General features: G+C 60.2%; 14 protein-coding genes. 5 read left to right on the top strand and 9 right to left on the bottom strand.

Annotation, left to right across the window (positions count from 1 at the left end):
* Positions 1 to 10 precede the first annotated feature (10 nt).
* The 4 genes from thrC to xerD all read right to left on the bottom strand — a co-directional run bounded on the left by thrC (position 11) and on the right by xerD (position 4,819).
* Complete coding sequence (thrC, locus tag AC1RP7_RS09725) at positions 11 to 1,420, bottom strand: threonine synthase (protein WP_057713418.1); 1,410 nt, start codon at positions 1,418 to 1,420, stop codon at positions 11 to 13.
* Between the two features lie 66 nt (positions 1,421 to 1,486).
* Positions 1,487 to 2,791, bottom strand: coding sequence for a homoserine dehydrogenase (locus AC1RP7_RS09720; RefSeq protein WP_057713417.1), 1,305 nt, complete (start codon positions 2,789 to 2,791; stop codon positions 1,487 to 1,489).
* A 133-nt stretch (positions 2,792 to 2,924) separates the two neighbouring features.
* The gene (gene dsbC, locus AC1RP7_RS09715; RefSeq protein WP_057713416.1) at positions 2,925 to 3,656 is read right to left on the bottom strand and encodes a bifunctional protein-disulfide isomerase/oxidoreductase DsbC; all 732 of its coding nucleotides are present in this window, start codon (positions 3,654 to 3,656) and stop codon (positions 2,925 to 2,927) included.
* Between the two features lie 266 nt (positions 3,657 to 3,922).
* Complete coding sequence (gene xerD / locus AC1RP7_RS09710) at positions 3,923 to 4,819, bottom strand: site-specific tyrosine recombinase XerD (protein ID WP_056853624.1); 897 nt, start codon at positions 4,817 to 4,819, stop codon at positions 3,923 to 3,925.
* A 107-nt stretch (positions 4,820 to 4,926) separates the two neighbouring features.
* On the opposite strand from xerD, the gene AC1RP7_RS09705 reads away from it, so the two are divergent.
* Positions 4,927 to 6,738 carry a cation:proton antiporter gene (locus AC1RP7_RS09705; RefSeq protein ID WP_154860473.1) on the top strand — a complete coding sequence of 604 codons (1,812 nt, stop codon included), beginning with the start codon at positions 4,927 to 4,929 and terminating at the stop codon, positions 6,736 to 6,738.
* 203 nt (positions 6,739 to 6,941) lie between these two features.
* On the opposite strand, the gene rplS is transcribed toward AC1RP7_RS09705, so the two are convergent.
* From rplS to ffh, 5 genes are all read right to left on the bottom strand, one after another.
* Positions 6,942 to 7,292: a 50S ribosomal protein L19 gene (gene rplS, locus AC1RP7_RS09700; protein WP_003175895.1), complete on the bottom strand. Its 351-nt coding sequence runs from the start codon at positions 7,290 to 7,292 to the stop codon at positions 6,942 to 6,944.
* A gap of 45 nt (positions 7,293 to 7,337) precedes the next feature.
* A complete protein-coding gene (trmD, locus tag AC1RP7_RS09695; protein ID WP_007897583.1) occupies positions 7,338 to 8,090 on the bottom strand; it encodes a tRNA (guanosine(37)-N1)-methyltransferase TrmD in 753 nt (250 codons plus the stop codon).
* A 2-nt stretch (positions 8,091 to 8,092) separates the two neighbouring features.
* Entirely contained in the window at positions 8,093 to 8,629 is a 537-nt protein-coding gene (gene rimM, locus AC1RP7_RS09690) for a ribosome maturation factor RimM (protein WP_057713414.1), read from the bottom strand.
* 5 nt (positions 8,630 to 8,634) lie between these two features.
* Positions 8,635 to 8,886 (bottom strand): 30S ribosomal protein S16, encoded by a 252-nt coding sequence (rpsP, locus tag AC1RP7_RS09685; protein ID WP_007972721.1) that lies wholly within the window; start codon positions 8,884 to 8,886, stop codon positions 8,635 to 8,637.
* 250 nt (positions 8,887 to 9,136) lie between these two features.
* Complete coding sequence (gene ffh / locus AC1RP7_RS09680) at positions 9,137 to 10,513, bottom strand: signal recognition particle protein (RefSeq protein ID WP_056726162.1); 1,377 nt, start codon at positions 10,511 to 10,513, stop codon at positions 9,137 to 9,139.
* 210 nt (positions 10,514 to 10,723) lie between these two features.
* Between ffh and AC1RP7_RS09675 the strand changes: the two genes are divergently transcribed.
* From AC1RP7_RS09675 to AC1RP7_RS09660, 4 genes are all read left to right on the top strand, one after another.
* Complete coding sequence (locus tag AC1RP7_RS09675) at positions 10,724 to 11,536, top strand: cytochrome C assembly family protein (protein WP_057713412.1); 813 nt, start codon at positions 10,724 to 10,726, stop codon at positions 11,534 to 11,536.
* A 12-nt stretch (positions 11,537 to 11,548) separates the two neighbouring features.
* Entirely contained in the window at positions 11,549 to 12,781 is a 1,233-nt protein-coding gene (locus AC1RP7_RS09670) for a transporter associated domain-containing protein (RefSeq protein WP_057713411.1), read from the top strand.
* A gap of 260 nt (positions 12,782 to 13,041) precedes the next feature.
* Positions 13,042 to 14,358 carry an MFS transporter gene (locus tag AC1RP7_RS09665; protein ID WP_057713410.1) on the top strand — a complete coding sequence of 439 codons (1,317 nt, stop codon included), beginning with the start codon at positions 13,042 to 13,044 and terminating at the stop codon, positions 14,356 to 14,358.
* Between the two features lie 239 nt (positions 14,359 to 14,597).
* Entirely contained in the window at positions 14,598 to 17,444 is a 2,847-nt protein-coding gene (locus tag AC1RP7_RS09660) for a valine--tRNA ligase (protein ID WP_493181253.1), read from the top strand.
* Positions 17,445 to 17,469: the final 25 nt, after the last annotated feature.

The raw sequence follows: 17,469 nt of genomic DNA, 5'->3' as shown, positions 1-17,469 counted from the left end.
CGCTGACCGGTTACAGCGGCTTGCCGCGGTTGCCATGCTGGCTGACAAAGGCCTGCACGGCCTTCAGGTCATTTGGCAATACGGTGCAACGTTCGTCTCGCTCAAACAAATCAGAAAGATGTACCGGCAGTTCGAGCGCTTTTCCTACACCGGCTTTTTCCACGGCGTCCGGGAATTTGACCGGGTGGGCGGTGCCCAGGATCACCATTGGAATGTCCAGGCTGCGACGGCATTCCCGGGCAGCCTTCACGCCGATGGCCGTGTGTGGATCCAGCACTTCGCCAGTCTGCTCGTAGACTTCGGCAATGGTTTCGCAGGTTTGCGCGTCATCCACGGCCAGCGAGTCGAACAACTTGCGGGCTTCGGTCCAGCGCTCTTGCTCGACGCTGAAACCGCCACCCTGCTTGAACGAATCCATCAGCCCGGCGATGGCCGCACCGTTGCGACCATGCAGGTCGAACAGCAGGCGTTCGAAGTTCGACGAGACCATGATGTCCATCGACGGCGACAGCGTGGCGTGCAGGGTGTCCTTGACGTACTGATTGCCGCTCATGAAGCGGTGCAGGATGTCGTTGCGGTTGGTGGCGACGATCAACTGGTTGATCGGCAGGCCCATGTTGCGCGCCAGGTAACCGGCGAAGATGTCGCCGAAGTTGCCGGTTGGCACCGAGAACGACACCGAACGCGCCGGGCCGCCCAACTGCAGGGATGCGTGGAAGTAGTAAACGATCTGGGCCATGATCCGCGCCCAGTTGATCGAGTTCACCGCGACCAGGCGAGTGCCCTTGAGGAAGCTCTGATCGGCGAAGCTCGCCTTGACCATTTCCTGGCAGTCATCGAAGTTGCCTTCGATGGCGATGTTGTGGATGTTCTCGCCGAAAATCGTGGTCATCTGGCGACGCTGCACCTCGGACACACGGTTGTGCGGGTGCAGGATGAAGATGTCGACGTTTTCGCAGTGCTTGCAGCCTTCGATGGCGGCCGAGCCGGTATCACCGGAAGTAGCGCCTACGATCACCACGCGCTCGCCGCGCTTTTCCAGCACGTAGTCGAGCAGACGACCGAGCAATTGCAGGGCGAAGTCCTTGAACGCCAGGGTCGGGCCGTGGAACAGCTCCAGCACCCATTCGTTGCCGTTCAGCTGACGCAGCGGCGCAACGGCGCTGTGGGCGAACACGCCGTAGGTTTCTTCAAGAATCTTTTTGAAATCGGCGTCTGGAATGCTGCCGGTGACGAACGGGCGCATGACGCGGAAGGCCAGTTCGTGATACGGCAGGCCGGCCCAGGAGGCGATTTCTTCCTGGGTGAAACGTGGCAGGTTTTCCGGGACGTACAGACCGCCGTCGGTGGCAAGACCAGCCAGCAGGACGTCTTCGAAATTCAGGGCCGGTGCCTGGCCGCGGGTACTGATGTAACGCATGACTGACTCCAATGGACAGTGTTCGTAGTGCCGGGCCCGCAAGCGAGCCCGGTCAACGATATCGGCTTAGTTCAGGTGCTCGACACGGATCCGTACGACCGGACCGACCACACCCGCCAAGGCTTCCAAAGCAGCGATGGCGTCGTTGATGCGCTGTTCCACCACACGGTGGGTCAGCAGGATCATCGGCACCAGGCCGTCGTGCTCCTCGGCTTCCTTCTGCATGATCGACTCGATGTTGATGCCGCGCTCCGAAAGGATGCTCGCGACCTGAGCCAATACGCCCGGATGGTCCTTGGCCTGGATGCGCAGGTAGTAGGCGCTTTCGCAGGCTTCGATCGGCAGGATCGGGTGAGCCGACAGCGAATCCGGCTGGAACGCCAGGTGTGGTACGCGGTTTTCCGGGTCAGAAGTCATGGCGCGGACCACGTCCACCAGGTCGGCGATCACCGACGAAGCGGTCGGCTCCATGCCGGCGCCAGCGCCGTAGAACAGGGTCGAACCGGCAGCATCGCCGTTGACCATCACCGCGTTCATCACGCCGTTGACGTTGGCGATCAGGCGATCGGCCGGGATCAGCGTCGGGTGCACGCGCAGTTCGATACCGGCCGCGGTGCTGCGCGCCACGCCCAGGTGCTTGATGCGGTAGCCCAGCGCTTCGGCGTAGTTCACGTCGGCGGTGGTCAGCTTGGTGATGCCTTCGGTGTAAGCCTTGTCGAACTGCAACGGAATACCGAACGCGATGGATGCCAGGATCGTCAGCTTGTGAGCGGCGTCGATACCCTCGACGTCGAAGGTCGGATCGGCTTCGGCGTAACCCAGGGCCTGGGCTTCGGCCAATACGTCTTCGAAGGTGCGACCCTTCTCGCGCATTTCCGTCAGGATGAAGTTGCCGGTGCCGTTGATGATGCCGGCTACCCAGTTGATGCGGTTGGCGGACAGGCCTTCGCGGATCGCCTTGATCACCGGGATGCCACCGGCCACCGCCGCTTCGAACGCAACGATCACGCCCTTCTCGCGGGCCTTGGCGAAAATTTCATTACCGTGAACGGCGATAAGCGCCTTGTTCGCGGTGACCACATGCTTGCCATTCTCGATGGCCTTGAGTACCAGCTCGCGGGCAACGGTGTAGCCGCCCATCAGCTCTATGACGATGTCGATCTCAGGGTTCGTGGCCACTTCGAAGACATCGTTGGTAATCGCAATACCGGTCGTTTGGAACTGAGGCTTTGGCGTGCGCATGGCAATTTGTGCCACTTCGATTCCACGCCCGGCACGACGAGCAATTTCCTCGGCGTTGCGCTGAAGTACGTTGAAGGTACCGCCACCGACGGTTCCTAACCCACAGATACCTACTTTGACCGGTTTCACTGTGAACTCCCCATAAAACGGCCGACTCGAGGCCGGCCGTGAAAACAACCGCAGACTCGCGGCTCTCTATTGATGGCCCGGCGAATGTCGCTACCGGACCATGATCGTCAAGGCTTGCCGTGACGATGCGAATTTACTTCGCGCCCAGCGCCAGTTTGGCGACTTGTGGCGCAGGCTGGTAGCCCGGAATGACCTGACCGTCGGCCAAAACGATGGCCGGTGTGCCATTCACGCCGATCGACTGGCCGAGGGCGAACTGTTTGGAGACCGGGTTATCGCACTTGGCGGCCTTGATTTCCTTGCCGTCGACCATTTTGTCCATGGCCGCTTTCTTGTCTTTCGAGCACCACACCGCTTGCAGTTGCTCGTCACCCGGCGAGCCCAGGCCCTGACGCGGGAACGCGACGTAACGCACTTCGATGCCGCGTTTGTTCAGTTCAGGCACTTCGGCGTGCAGCTTGTGGCAGTACGGGCAAGTGGTGTCGGTGAATACGGTGATGTGCGACTTGGTTTCGCCAATGGCCGGGTAGACAACGGTTTCGGCAACCGGGATGGCGTTGATCAGCTTGGAGATGCCCTGGCGCTCGGTCTTCTCGGTCAGGTTGACCGGCTTGCCGTCCTTGAGATCGAACAGGTAGCCCTGAACCACGTACTGGCCGTCGGCGCTGGCGTACAGCACACGGCTGCCCTTGAGCTTGACTTCGTACAGGCCTGGCAACGGGCTGGCGGTGATGGTCTCTACCGGCACTTCGAGCTGGAGGTTTTCCAGGCTTTTACGAATGGCTTTGTCGGCCGCGTCATCGGCGACGGCAAAGGTGCTGACCAACGCAATGGCTGCGGCGGCGAAAATCTGGGTCAGACGCATGAGAACTCCTGAAGACGGACAAATGGGACGATCAGAACGCCCGTGCCGAAACACCGGGTCATAAACGCCCATCGTGCAAACCGGCCCAGCCTATCACATAAGGCCCACATGGCCGAATGCACCTGATGCAAGACATTTGTGGCGACACAATCTCCTGTGGGAGCAGGCTTGCTCGCGAAAGCGTCGTATCAGGCGACATCAATGTTGTATGTGCCGACCTCTTCGCGGGCAAGCCCGCTCCCACAGAAAAGCGGATCTCGGGAAGTTCACCCGCGTGGATGATGCTTGGCGTGCAAATCCTGCAAGCGCGCCCGGGCAACATGGGTGTAGATCTGCGTCGTAGACAAATCGCTGTGCCCCAGCAGCATCTGCACCACCCGCAGGTCTGCACCGTGATTGAGCAGATGCGTGGCGAAGGCATGGCGCAAGGTGTGCGGCGACAGCGACTTGCCGATCCCGGCCACCTTGGCCTGGTGCTTGATCCGGTGCCAGAAGGTTTGACGCGTCATCTGCTCGCCACGCTGACTCGGGAACAACACATCGCTGGGACGCCCGCCGAGCAGTTCGCCACGGCCATCGCGCATGTAGCGCTCGACCCAGACAATTGCCTCTTCACCCATCGGCACCAGACGTTCCTTGCTGCCCTTGCCCATCACACGCAGCACGCCCTGACGTAGATTGACCTGCTCCAGCGTCAGGCTGATCAGCTCCGTCACTCGCAGACCGCAGGCGTACAGGACTTCAAGCATGGCCCGGTCACGCTGGCCAATGGCTTCGCTCAGGTCCGGCGCTTTCAACAGCGCCTCCACGTCGGCTTCCGACAAGGATTTCGGCAGCGGCCTACCCAGCTGCGGCATGTCGATGCGAAGGGTCGGATCGACGGCGATGAGTTTTTCCCGCAGCAAATAGCGATAGAACCCACGCACACCGGAGAGAAATCGCGCAGTGGAACGAGGCTTGTAGTTTTGTTCCAGACGCCAAGCCAGGTGATCAAGGATCAGTTCGCGGCCAGCGTTGATCAGCTCCAGCCCTTTTTCCTGCAACCAGCCGTTGAACAGCGCCAGGTCACTGCGATAGGCATCGCGGGTGTTGTCGGAAAGACCTTTCTCCAACCACAGGGCATCGAGGAATTGGTCTATCAGCGGGTGATCGATGGCAGGCATGGGTACTCGAATCATGCAGCCTTGAGGCTGCACGCAAAATTAAGATTGGACATGAAAACGGCCGCTAGTCTTTCATAGGCCGCCATTTCAAGGAACAGGGAGCAGCAATGAGCGAGCAGCAGATTTTATTGGCATTTGGCGGGATAGGCGCGGCGGCGCTGCTTTGCCAATGGCTGGCCTGGCGCTTGAAATTGCCGGCGATTCTTTTTCTGCTGCTGACCGGCATCCTGGCTGGCCCCGTGCTGCACTTGCTCGACCCGCAAGAAATGTTCGGGCCATTGCTGATGCCGCTGGTGTCCTTGGCGGTGGCGCTGATCCTGTTCGAAGGCAGCCTGACCCTGCATCTGTCCGAGTGGCGCGAAATCGGCAGCGTCGTCCATCGCCTGGTCACGATTGGCGCCCTCTCCACCTGGGTGGTCATTGCTGTCGCCACTCACTGGCTGCTGGGTTTCGACTGGTTGCTGGCCATCCTGTTCGGCAGCCTGACCCTGGTGACAGGGCCGACCGTGATCGTACCGATGCTGCGCGTCGTGCGCCCGAAAGCGTCGATTGCCAATATCCTGCGCTGGGAAGGCATTGTCATCGACCCCATCGGCGCCCTGCTGGCGGTAGTCGTCTATAGCTTCATCATTGCCAGTGCCGAAGGTAACGGCCTCAAGGAAAGCCTGCTGACCTTCGGCGGCGTGATTTTGTGCGGGAGCCTGTTCGGTATTTTTGGTGGCTGGTTGCTCGGCACCCTGATTCGCCGCCAGTGGCTGCCGGAATACCTGCACAACCTGGCGGCGCTCGCGGCAGTCCTGGGTATTTTCATTGCCTCCAACGAGGTCACCCATGAATCCGGGTTGCTGGCCGTGACACTGATGGGCATGTGGCTGGCCAACATGAAAGGCGTGGATGTACGGCACATCCTGCATTTCAAGGAAAACCTCAGCGTGTTGCTGATCTCCGGCCTGTTCATTCTGCTGGCGGCACGGCTGGACCTAAACGCCATGATCGGTCTCGGGCCTCTGGTGCTGATTTTGCTGCTGGTCATTCAGTTCATCGCCCGCCCTTTGAATGTGCTGCTGAGCACGGCGGGCTCCAGCCTGGGTTGGCGCGAACGGGCGCTGCTGGCGTGGATTGCCCCAAGGGGCATCGTGGCAGCGGCGGTGTCGGCAATCTTCGCCATTCGCCTGCATGAGGCCGGTCACCAGGGAGCGTTGCTGCTGGTGCCGCTCACCTTTGCGGTGATCATCGGCACGGTGGTGTTGCAAAGCGCCACGGCACGACCGCTGGCGCGCCTGCTGAAGGTGGCGGAACCGGCACCGAGCGGCTTTCTGATCATCGGCGCCAACGGACCTGCGCGCACGCTGGGCAAGGCCCTGCAGCAACTGGGCAGTCGCGTACTGTTGACGGATTCGAGCTGGGAAAACATTCGCGCAGCCCGGATGGAAGGCTTGCCGACCTATTTTGGCAACCCGGCCTCGCAACATGCCGATGCGCATCTGGATCTGGTCGGGCTTGGACATTTGCTGGCGTTGTCACCGTCCGGCGAGTTGAACACCCTCGCCGCAATGCGTTTTCGCCATGATTTCGGCCATCAACGGCTGTTCGGACTGGCCAGCGGCCAGGAGAGCCGACGCACCGACAAACATCGCGCCAGCCATGAACATCGCGGGCGTTTGCTAGGCAATGAGGAGTTAACCTACATCAAGCTGGCCAATCAGCTGCATCAGGGGGCTGAGTTGTACAGCACGAACCTGACCGAGGGCTTTGGCTGGGAGGATTATCAGGCGTTGCATGGCGAGCGTGCGACTCTGCTGTTTGCTCGTGATGACAGTGGCTGGGTGCATGTGGTGACGCCGGACAGTGCGGTCAAGCCTTCAGCAGGGTGGACGTTGTTGGCGTTGATTCAGCCTGAAACCAGCGACGCTACGTAAATCGCATCGCGAGCAAGCTCGCTCCCACAGGGGATCTATGGCGTTCACAGGCATTGTGCTCGCAGTAGATCTACTGTGGGAGCGAGCTTGCTCGCGATGGCCGCAACTCGGTCTCGCGTCAGGCCGCGATCCGGAGAATTCGTTAAACCGCAGGCAACAAAAAAGCAGCCCGCAGGCTGCTTTTTTTGCATCGGAAGCTGGACTTAAGCCAGTTTTTCCTTGATGCGAGCTGCTTTGCCCGACAGGTCGCGCAGGTAGTACAGCTTGGCTTTACGTACGTCACCGCGACGCTTGACAGCCATGCTGTCGATTTGCGGGGAGTAGGTCTGGAAAGTACGCTCTACGCCAACACCGTTGGAGATTTTACGAACGGTGAATGCACTGTTTACGCCGCGGTTACGCTTGGCGATAACAACACCTTCGAACGCTTGCAGACGCGAACGGTCGCCTTCCTTCACTTTCACCTGAACGACAATGGTGTCGCCCGGGGCAAAGGTAGGGATCTCTTTGGTCATCTGCTCTGCTTCGAGTGCAAGGATGATTTTGTTAGTCATGCTGTGCTCCTAAGGTAAATCGTCGGATCTACCATCGATACGTTGTTAACTATCGTCCCGCTCGCGGATGTATTCCTCGAGCAGCTTCTTCTCTTCTCCAGAAAGCGAGCGGCTTTCCAGAAGATCGGCGCGTCGTTCAAAGGTCCGACCAAGGGACTGCTGTAAACGCCAACGCCGGATGTGCGCGTGATTGCCACTTAGCAATACGTCGGGAACACGCTGATCCGCATACACCTCCGGTCGGGTGTAGTGCGGGCAATCCAGCAAACCATCCGTAAAGGAATCTTCCTCGGCGGAGTCCGCATGCCCTAAAGCTCCAGGCAGCAGTCGTGTAACCGCATCGATCAGGACCATCGCCGGCAGCTCGCCGCCAGACAGTACATAGTCGCCAATCGACCACTCTTCATCGACATGAGCATCAATAAAACGCTCGTCAATGCCTTCATAGCGGCCGGCAATCAGGATCAATGCATCCAGATTCGCCAACTCGCGTACCGCCGACTGAGTCAGTTGACGGCCTTGGGGGGACAGGTAAATCACCTTCGCCGCCTCCCCGGCTGCTGCCTTGGCCTGAACCAGAGCATCTTCCAGGGGCTTGATCTTCATCACCATGCCCGGACCACCGCCAAACGGGCGATCGTCCACAGTGTGATGTCGATCCGTCGTGTAGTCTCGCGGATTCCAACAGGTGAGCTGCAAGAGCCCCTGTTTCACCGCCCGACTGGTGATGCCGTACTCGCTGATGGCGGAAAACATCTCGGGAAACAGACTGATCACTTCTACGCGCAAGTTAGCCACGCTTAGAAATCCGCGTCCCAATCCACCTTCATCTCGCCCGCGGCCAGGTCGACGGCCAACACGCATTGCTCCGTATAGGGCAATAGGCGTTCGCGATCATCCAGGCTGCCAGCGCAAGGCTTGACCACCATGACATCGTTCGAGCCGGTCTCCAGCAGGTGATCGATTTTTCCGAACAGTTGTCCGTGCGTATCGATGACCTTGAGACCTTCCAGCTGGTACCAGTAGTACTCGCCGTCGGTCAGTTCAGGGAACAGGTTGCGCGGCACGCAGATCTCATAACCGGCCAGAAGACGAGCTTCTTCGCGATCATCGAGACCCTTGAGCTTTGCGACCAGGAACTTGTCATTCCCGCGTCCGCTGACCAGCTCTACCTGCTTTACATTACCGTCACGCTTGAGCGTCCAGGTTTTGTAGTCCAGCAGGTTTTTAATCGGATCAGTAAAGGAGTACACCTTCACTTCGCCGCGAACGCCGTGAACAGAATAAATCTTGCCGATAACGATCAAATCATCAGCAATGGCTGGCGTCGCGTTCATATTGCTCAGGCCGCAGCCTTAGCAGATTCCTTCAACAACTGAGCAACGCGCTCAGAAGGTTGTGCACCAACGCTCAGCCAGTAGGCTACGCGCTCTTGGTTCACGGACAGACGAACTTCCTGACCACGGGCAACAGGGTTGAAGTAGCCAACCTGTTCCTTGTGCGAACCGTCGCGCGGGTTGCGGCTGTCGGTTACGGTCAAGTGGTAAAACGGGCGCTTTTTGGAGCCGCCAAGGGCAAGACGGATTGTTAGCATGTGAACATCGTTCCTGTAGTCGGTGCTGCAAATCTAAAGGCACAGCGGGCATGGGTGCCCGAAAGGCCGCATATTCTAAGGAATATCCGGACTTTTGCAAATGACTTTTTCCGGCGGTCTATCGGCCGCCATGCAGATTTGCTATAGAGCCGTCGTTGAAAACGGCCGGTCAGCTCCCGCCAAGTGCGGGTTTGCTGGAGATCCCGCTTCCTTGCGGGTCTGCGCCGGTGCGATGACCGGCGCGGATTCTTTACATCTTTGGCATGCCGCCGCCGGGCAACATTCCGCCCATGCCGCGCATCATCTTGGCCATTCCGCCTTTTGCAGAGAACTTCTTCATCATCTTCTGCATCTGCTTGTGCTGCTTGATCAAGCGGCCGATGTCCTGCACCTGGGTGCCGGAACCCATGGCGATCCGGCGCTTGCGCGAACCACTGATCATCTCAGGGTCGCGGCGCTCGGCCGGGGTCATGGAGTTGATGATGGCTTCCATCTGCTTGAATTGCTTCTCTGCCGCACCCTGGGCGTTGCCCATTTGCGCCAGGTTCACGCCACCCATGTTCGGCAGCTTGTCCATGAGCCCGCCGAGGCCGCCCATGTTCTTCATCTGTTGCAGCTGATCGCGGAAGTCTTCGAGGTCGAAGCCCTTGCCCTTCTTCAGCTTCTTGGCCAGCTTGTCGGCCTTGTCCTTGTCGAGGGTCGCTTCCGCCTGCTCGATCAGACTGAGCACGTCGCCCATGCCGAGGATGCGCGAGGCGATACGCTCAGGATGGAACGGATCGAGCGCTTCGCTCTTCTCGCCCATACCGATGAACTTGATCGGCTTGCCGGTGATGGCGCGCACCGACAGTGCGGCACCGCCACGGGCGTCGCCGTCGACCTTGGTCAGGATCACACCGGTCAGCGGCAATGCATCGCCGAAGGCCTTGGCCGTGTTGGCGGCGTCCTGGCCGGTCATGGCGTCGACCACGAACAGGGTTTCGACCGGGTTGATCGCGGCGTGCAGGGCCTTGATCTCGCCCATCATCTCTTCATCGATGTGCAGGCGACCGGCGGTATCGACGATGACCACGTCGATGAATTTGAGTTTGGCTTCCTTAATAGCCGCTTGCGCGATCTCGACCGGCTTCTGGCTCAGGTCGGACGGGAAGAAGGTAACGCCGACTTCACCGGCGAGCATTTCCAGCTGTTTGATCGCCGCTGGACGATAAACGTCGGCGGACACGACCATGACCGACTTCTTCTTGCGCTCTTTAAGGAAGCGCGCGAGCTTGCCGGCGGTGGTGGTTTTACCAGCGCCCTGCAAACCTGCCATGAGGATGACCGCTGGCGGCACTGCGCTCAGGTTCAAATCTTCGTTGGCCGCGCCCATCAGGCTTTCGAGTTCGGCCTGGACGATCTTCACGAAGGCCTGGCCCGGCGTCAGGCTGCGTGACACCTCGGTGCCGACGGCGCGTTCCTTGACCGAATTGACGAAGTCCTTGACCACCGGCAGGGCGACGTCGGCTTCGAGCAACGCCATGCGCACTTCACGCAGGGTGTCTTTGATGTTGTCTTCAGTCAGCTTGGCCTTGCCGGTGACATGGCGCAGCGTCTGCGAGAGACGGTCGGTTAAGTTTTCAAACATTGCGCGATCCTTTCAGGCCCTGTGTAGACCGGGATAATGGCGGCCCGGACCGGACTAAACGTGTGCTCGGCGAGCCTGCGGCGTGGGCAGGTCGCGGATTATAGCGAAGACTGCGGCCGGCGGACACCTCGCCGTCGGGTTGCGCGGTCTTTCGTGTGGCGGGGGTTCTATGCCAAACTCAGCGACTTTCGGGCTTGCCTAACAGGATTTATGCTCCCCTTGTCACCCAGCTTGCTAACTACTCTCGCCGCCGCCTGCTTGTACGCCGCTGCGACCATTTACCAGGGCACTCGCCTGGCGTCCGGCGCCAAGGTCAACAAACGCCTGCTGGTCATGCTCGGCGTGCTCGCCGTATTGGCCCACAGCGTCAGCCTGCTCACCCACCTGCTGACCCCGACCGGCCTGGCCCTGGACTTCTTCAGTGCCGCCAGCCTGATAGCCGTGGCGGTCATCGCACTGACCCTGCTGGCCTGCTCGCGGATTCCGGTGGAGAACCTGCTGGTCCTGCTGCTCCCGCTTGGGGCCTTGACCGTGTTGCTGGCGCATTTTGCCCCCGCCGGCACGGTACAGATCATCAATGAGGAGCCGGGCATCCTCGCCCACATCCTGCTTTCGATTCTGGCCTATGGCATGTTCACCATCGCGGTGTTCCAGTCCTTGCTGCTGCTGATTCAAGACCACCAGCTCAAGCACAAACACCCATCCGGGCTGATCAAGAACTTCCCGCCGCTGCAAACCATGGAAAGCCTGCTGTTCGGTTTCCTATGGGCCGGCTGGACGCTGTTGTCGCTGTCGCTGATTTCCGGCTGGTTGTTCGTCGAGAACCTGTTCGCCCAGCATCTGGTGCACAAAACACTGCTGGCCTGCCTGGCCTGGGTCGTTTTCAGCGTGCTGCTGTGGGGACGCAACCGCCTTGGCTGGCGCGGGCACAAAGCCATTCGCTGGACCCTGGCCGGTTTTTGCCTGCTGATGCTGGCGTATTTCGGCAGCAAGCTGGTTCGTGAATACATCCTGCATATCTGACGGGCGGCATTAATGGACGACTTGCCCATAGGGCCGATGCTCGCGGTAGTGACCCTGCTGGTTTTATGGTCAGGGCTGTTTACCGCCATCGAAGCGGCGCACCAGCATTTACTGGCCCAGCGCACCGCAACGCGTTCCAGCGACAAACCGGTAGCGAAACTCAGCTTCCCACTGGCCAGCCTGATTTTTTGCAACACCCTGTGCCGTGCACTCGTGGTGGTCATCAGCACCTTGCTGGCCTTGTTCACCTGGGCCGAGAACGGCCCGTGGGTCGCCTGCCTCGGAGCGGGCGCCATGTTGCTGGTGTTTTCCGACTATTTGCCACGCGCCCTCGCCACCCGCTATCCGGATGCGATCCTGGCCCAGGGCAACAACCTGCTGCGGTTGCCGCTGAAAATCATCTATCCCGCGGCATGGCTGCTCAACAGCATCAGTCAGCTGCTGACGCGCCCATTCGCCCGTAAAGCCAAAGTGGTGCAACAAAGCGAGGACGAAACGCTGACGGAGCGGCATGCGCCCTCCGAAACCGCAAGCCGCCCTCACCCGCTGCCAGGCATCCACGCGCTGGACAACATTACCGTCAATGACATCCTGGTACCGCGCAGCGACGTGGACGGCATCAATCTCGATGACTCCATCGAAGAAATCATCGAACAATTGCGCCACAACAAGCGCACGCGCCTGCCGGTGTTCCACAGTGATATCAACCAGGTCGAAGCCGTCCTCAACACCCGACACATCCTTCACTTGCTGCCCGATGCGAGCCTGACCAGGGAAGCGTTGCTGGCGGCCAGCCACGAGCCGTACTTCGTGCCGGAAAGTACCCCGTTGCAACTGCAACTGCTCAACTTTCACAAGCAGCAGCGGCGCCTGGGCATGGTGGTTGACGAATACGGCGAAGTACTGGGCATCGTCACCCTGGAAGACATTCTCGAAGAAATCGTCGGCGAGTTCGAAAGCCAGCAGAGCCTGGACAACCCACACATTCATCCGCAAGCCGACGGACGCCTGGTGATCGACGGTGCCGCGTCCATTCGCGAGCTGAACAAGAGCCTCGGCTGGCACCTGCCCAGCGATGGCCCGAAAACCCTGAACGGTCTGGTCACCGAGGCCCTGGAAACCATTCCCGAAAGCGCGGTGTGCCTGAAGATCGGTCGGTATCGCCTGGAAATTCTCGAGACCGAGGAAAACCGTGTCACGCGAGTGCTGATCTGGCAGACCAGCCCGATGCCTGTCGTTATCTAAAACCCGACACAAATCCCTGTCCTCGCAAGCCCTCTTGTTCGATCGTTAGCCACCTTCCTATAATCGAAACGCTTACCCAAGCCTCGCCGGCCCCGTGCTTACCCCGCACTTCGCAGCATCCGGCCTGTCCACCAGCAAAGTCCGCAACAAACCGACGACTGTTCCTACCTTGAACAGCGACCGTGCCTCCGCCCACATCCCTGGGTTCTCGACCATAATAATTCGCTCCACTGGAGCACATGACTGTCAGGGATAACCGCATGACGACCAGCACGACTTACAGCGACTCCACACCTGCGCAACCGACGAACTCCGCCACCCGCGTGGCCACCGCAAGCTTCATCGGTACCGCCATCGAGTTCTACGACTTCTACGTCTATGCCACCGCCGCCGCGCTAGTGATCGGCCCGGTGTTCTTTCCGCAGACATCCGGCACCGCCCAGATGCTTTCGGCTTTTCTCACGTTCGGCATCGCCTTCCTTGCACGCCCCTTGGGTTCGGCCCTTTTCGGTCACTTCGGCGACCGTATCGGCCGCAAGTCGACCCTGGTCGCCTCGCTGCTGCTGATGGGCGTGTGCACCACGCTGATCGGCGTGCTGCCGGGATACGACAGCATTGGCGCCTGGGCACCGATCCTGCTTTGCGTCCTGCGCTTCGGCCAGGGCCTTGGATTGGGCGGCGAATGGGGCGGCGCGGCATTGCTGGCCACGGAGAACGCGCCGAAAGGCAAGCGCGCGTGGTTCGGCATGTTCCCGCAGCTGGGTCCATCCATCGGCTTTCTGGCGGCCAACGGGCTGTTCCTGACCCTGGCCGTGGTGCTGGATGACGAACAGTTCCGCTCATGGGGCTGGCGTATTCCGTTCCTGCTCAGCGCCGCACTGGTGATGGTCGGCCTGTACGTTCGTCTCAAGCTGCATGAGACCCCGGTATTCGCCAACGCCATGGCGCGCCAGGAACGAGTGAAGATCCCGCTGTTCGAGCTGTTCGGCCAATACTGGGTACCCGTCTTGCTGGGCGCCGGCGCGATGGTCGTGTGCTACGCGCTGTTTTACATCTCCACCGTGTTTTCCCTGAGTTACGGCGTGGCAACGCTCGGCTACAGCCGCGAAACCTTCCTCGGCCTGTTGTGCTTCGCGGTGCTGTTCATGGCTGCCGCCACCCCGCTGTCGGCCTGGGCCAGCGACCGTTATGGGCGCAAACCGGTGCTGATCATCGGCGGTGTGCTGGCGATCCTGTCCGGCTTCCTCATGGAACCACTGTTGACCCAAGGCTCGACCTGGGGCGTGGCGTTGTTCCTGTGCATCGAACTGTTTCTGATGGGTGTGACATTTGCGCCTATGGGGGCGTTGCTGCCGGAGCTGTTCCCCACCCACGTGCGCTACACCGGCGCCTCGGCGGCCTACAACCTGGGCGGTATCGTCGGCGCTTCCGCGGCGCCGTTCTTCGCCCAGAAACTGGTGGCGATGGGCGGATTGAGTTATGTCGGCGGTTATGTGTCCGCGGCGGCGGTGCTGAGTTTGATCGCGGTGCTGTGCCTGAAGGAAACGCGGCATAACGATTTGAATCAGGTCGCCTGACAGATTGCTTTCGCGGGCAAGCCCGCTCCCACAGTTTTTTTGTCGAACCACTATTTTGTGATCGACACTGATCCTGTGGGAGCGTGGCTTGCCCGCGATGGCGTCATTGCAGACAAAACACTCCCCGAAAAACCACAACTTTTCCCCCACCCATTGTCACCTCGCTCTACGCGCATGGGCTCATCCCCGCTATACTTCCCGGCTTTTCCTGAATAAATGCCAATAGGGTCCCGCCGCGCATGGATAAGACCTACCAGCCGCACGCCATTGAAACTTCCTGGTACAACACCTGGGAGTCAGAGAATTACTTCGCCCCGCAAGGCGCGGGCGAGTCCTACACCATCATGATCCCGCCGCCGAACGTCACCGGCAGCCTGCACATGGGTCACGGCTTCAACAACGCGATCATGGACGCCCTGATCCGTTTCCGCCGCATGCAGGGTCGCAACACCCTGTGGCAGCCGGGTACCGACCACGCCGGTATCGCCACGCAGATGTTGGTGGAGCGTCAGCTCGAAGCCAAGGGCCAGAGCCGCCACGACCTGGGCCGCGAGAAATTCCTCGAGAAGGTCTGGGAGTGGAGAGATGAGTCCGGTGGCAACATCAGCCGTCAGATCCGTCGCCTCGGTTCGTCCGTAGATTGGAGCCGCGAGCGCTTCACCATGGACGACGGCCTCTCGGAGGCCGTTAAAGAGGCTTTCGTCCGCCTGCACGAAGACGGCCTGATCTACCGCGGCAAGCGCCTGGTCAACTGGGACACCAAGCTGCACACGGCGATTTCCGACCTCGAAGTGGAAAACCACGACGAGAAAGGTTTCCTGTGGAACCTGAAATACCCGCTGGCCGACGGCGCCAAGACCGCTGAAGGCAACGACTTCCTGATCGTCGCGACCACTCGCCCGGAAACCATGCTCGGCGACTCCGCCGTGGCCGTTAACCCGAACGATGAACGCTACAAAGCCCTGATCGGCAAATTTGTCGAGCTGCCACTGGTTGGCCGCCGCATCCCGATCATCGCCGACGATTATTGCGACCCTGAATTCGGCACCGGCTGCGTGAAAATCACCCCGGCCCACGACTTCAACGACTATGAAGTCGGCAAGCGTCACAACCTGCCGCTGCTGAACATCTTCGACAAGAACGCATCGGTCCTGCCGGCTTGCCAGGTGTTCAACCTCGACGGCACGCTGAACGAAACCATCGACGGCAAGATCCCGGCCGAATACGCCGGTCTCGACCGCTTCGAAGCGCGCAAGCAGATCGTGGCCGCGTTCGACGCCGCCGGCCTGTTGGTCAGCGTTGACGATCACGCCCTGAAGGTGCCGAAAGGCGACCGCTCCGGCACCGTCATCGAGCCTTGGCTGACCGACCAGTGGTACGTGTCCACCAAGCCTTTGGCCGAGCCTGCGATTGCCGCCGTTGAAGACGGCCGTATCCAGTTCGTGCCGAAGCAGTACGAAAACATGTACTTCTCGTGGATGCGCGACATCCAGGACTGGTGCATCAGCCGCCAGTTGTGGTGGGGCCACCGGATTCCGGCCTGGTACGACGAGTCGGGCAAGGTCTACGTCGGTCGCGACGAAGCCGAAGTGCGGGCCAAGCACAACCTCGGCCCGGACGTTGCGCTGCAACAGGACAACGACGTTCTCGACACCTGGTTCAGCTCGGGTCTGTGGACGTTCTCCACCCTCGGCTGGCCGGAAAAAACCGAGTTCCTGAAGAAATTCCACTCCACCGACGTCCTGGTGACTGGCTTCGACATCATTTTCTTCTGGGTTGCCCGGATGATCATGCTCACCATGCATTTGGTGAAAAACGAAGACGGCACTCCGCAGGTTCCGTTCAAGACCGTCTACGTCCACGGCCTGGTGCGCGATGGCCAGGGCCAGAAGATGTCCAAGTCCAAGGGCAACGTCCTGGACCCGCTGGACATCATCGACGGCATCGAACTCGAAGCCCTGGTGCAGAAGCGCACCTCCGGCATGATGCAGCCGAAACTGGCGAAGAAGATCGAGAAGCAGACCCGTGACGAGTTCGCCGAAGGCATCGCCAGCTACGGCACCGACGCCCTGCGCTTCACCTTCTGCTCGCTGGCGTCCACCGGTCGTGACATCAAGTTCGACATGGGCCGCGTCGAAGGCTATCGCAACTTCTGCAACAAGATCTGGAACGCGGCGCGCTACGTACTGGACAAGGGCGAAGACTGCGGCCAGAACGGCGAAGCCTTTGAGCTGTCCCTGGCTGACCGCTGGATCATTTCGCAGCTGCAGCGCACCGAAGCCGAAGTGACCCGCCAGCTTGACCAGTTCCGTTTCGACCTGGCAGCACAAGCCTTGTACGAGTTCATCTGGAACCAGTATTGCGACTGGTACCTGGAACTCTCCAAGCCTGTGCTGTGGGACGAAAACGCACCGATCGAACGCCAGCGCGGCACCCGTCGCACCCTGGTGCGCGTACTGGAAGTCGCCCTGCGTCTGGCGCACCCGTTCATGCCGTTCATCACCGAAGAAATCTGGCAGCGCATCGCGCCGCTGGCCGGCATCGAAGGCAAGACGATCATGCTGCAACCTTGGCCAGTGGCCAACGAAACACGCATCGATCAGGCGGCCGAAGATGACATCGAATGGCTCAAGGGCCTGATGCTCGGCACCCGTAACATCCGTGGCGAAATGAACATCGGCCCGGGCAAACCGCTGCCGCTGTTCCTGAAGAACGTCAGCGCCGAGGACCAGCGTCGCTTGACCGAGAACGAAGCCCTGCTGAAGAAGCTGGCACGCCTCGAATCGATCACCGTACTGGCTGCTGGTGAAGAAGCACCGCTGTCCGCCACCGCACTGGTCGGCGAGATGGAAGTGCTGGTGCCAATGGCCGGCTTGATCGACAAAGGTGCGGAACTGGCGCGTCTGGACAAGGAAATCCAGCGTCTGCAAGGTGAAGTGCAACGAGTCGGTGGCAAGCTGTCCAACGCCGGTTTCGTTGACAAGGCACCGGCTGAAGTCATCGAGAAAGAACGCGCCAAACTGGCCGAGGCCGAACAAGCCCTGGGCAAGCTGGCCGAGCAGCATGCGCGAATTGCCAGTTTGTAACGGCGAGTCGCAATGAAAAAGGGAG

The organism is Pseudomonas sp. GW822-FHT01E03 (assembly GCF_058802985.1).
The sequence above is the reverse complement of the archived record's forward strand: the minus strand, read 5'-3'. Positions and strand labels throughout refer to the sequence as shown.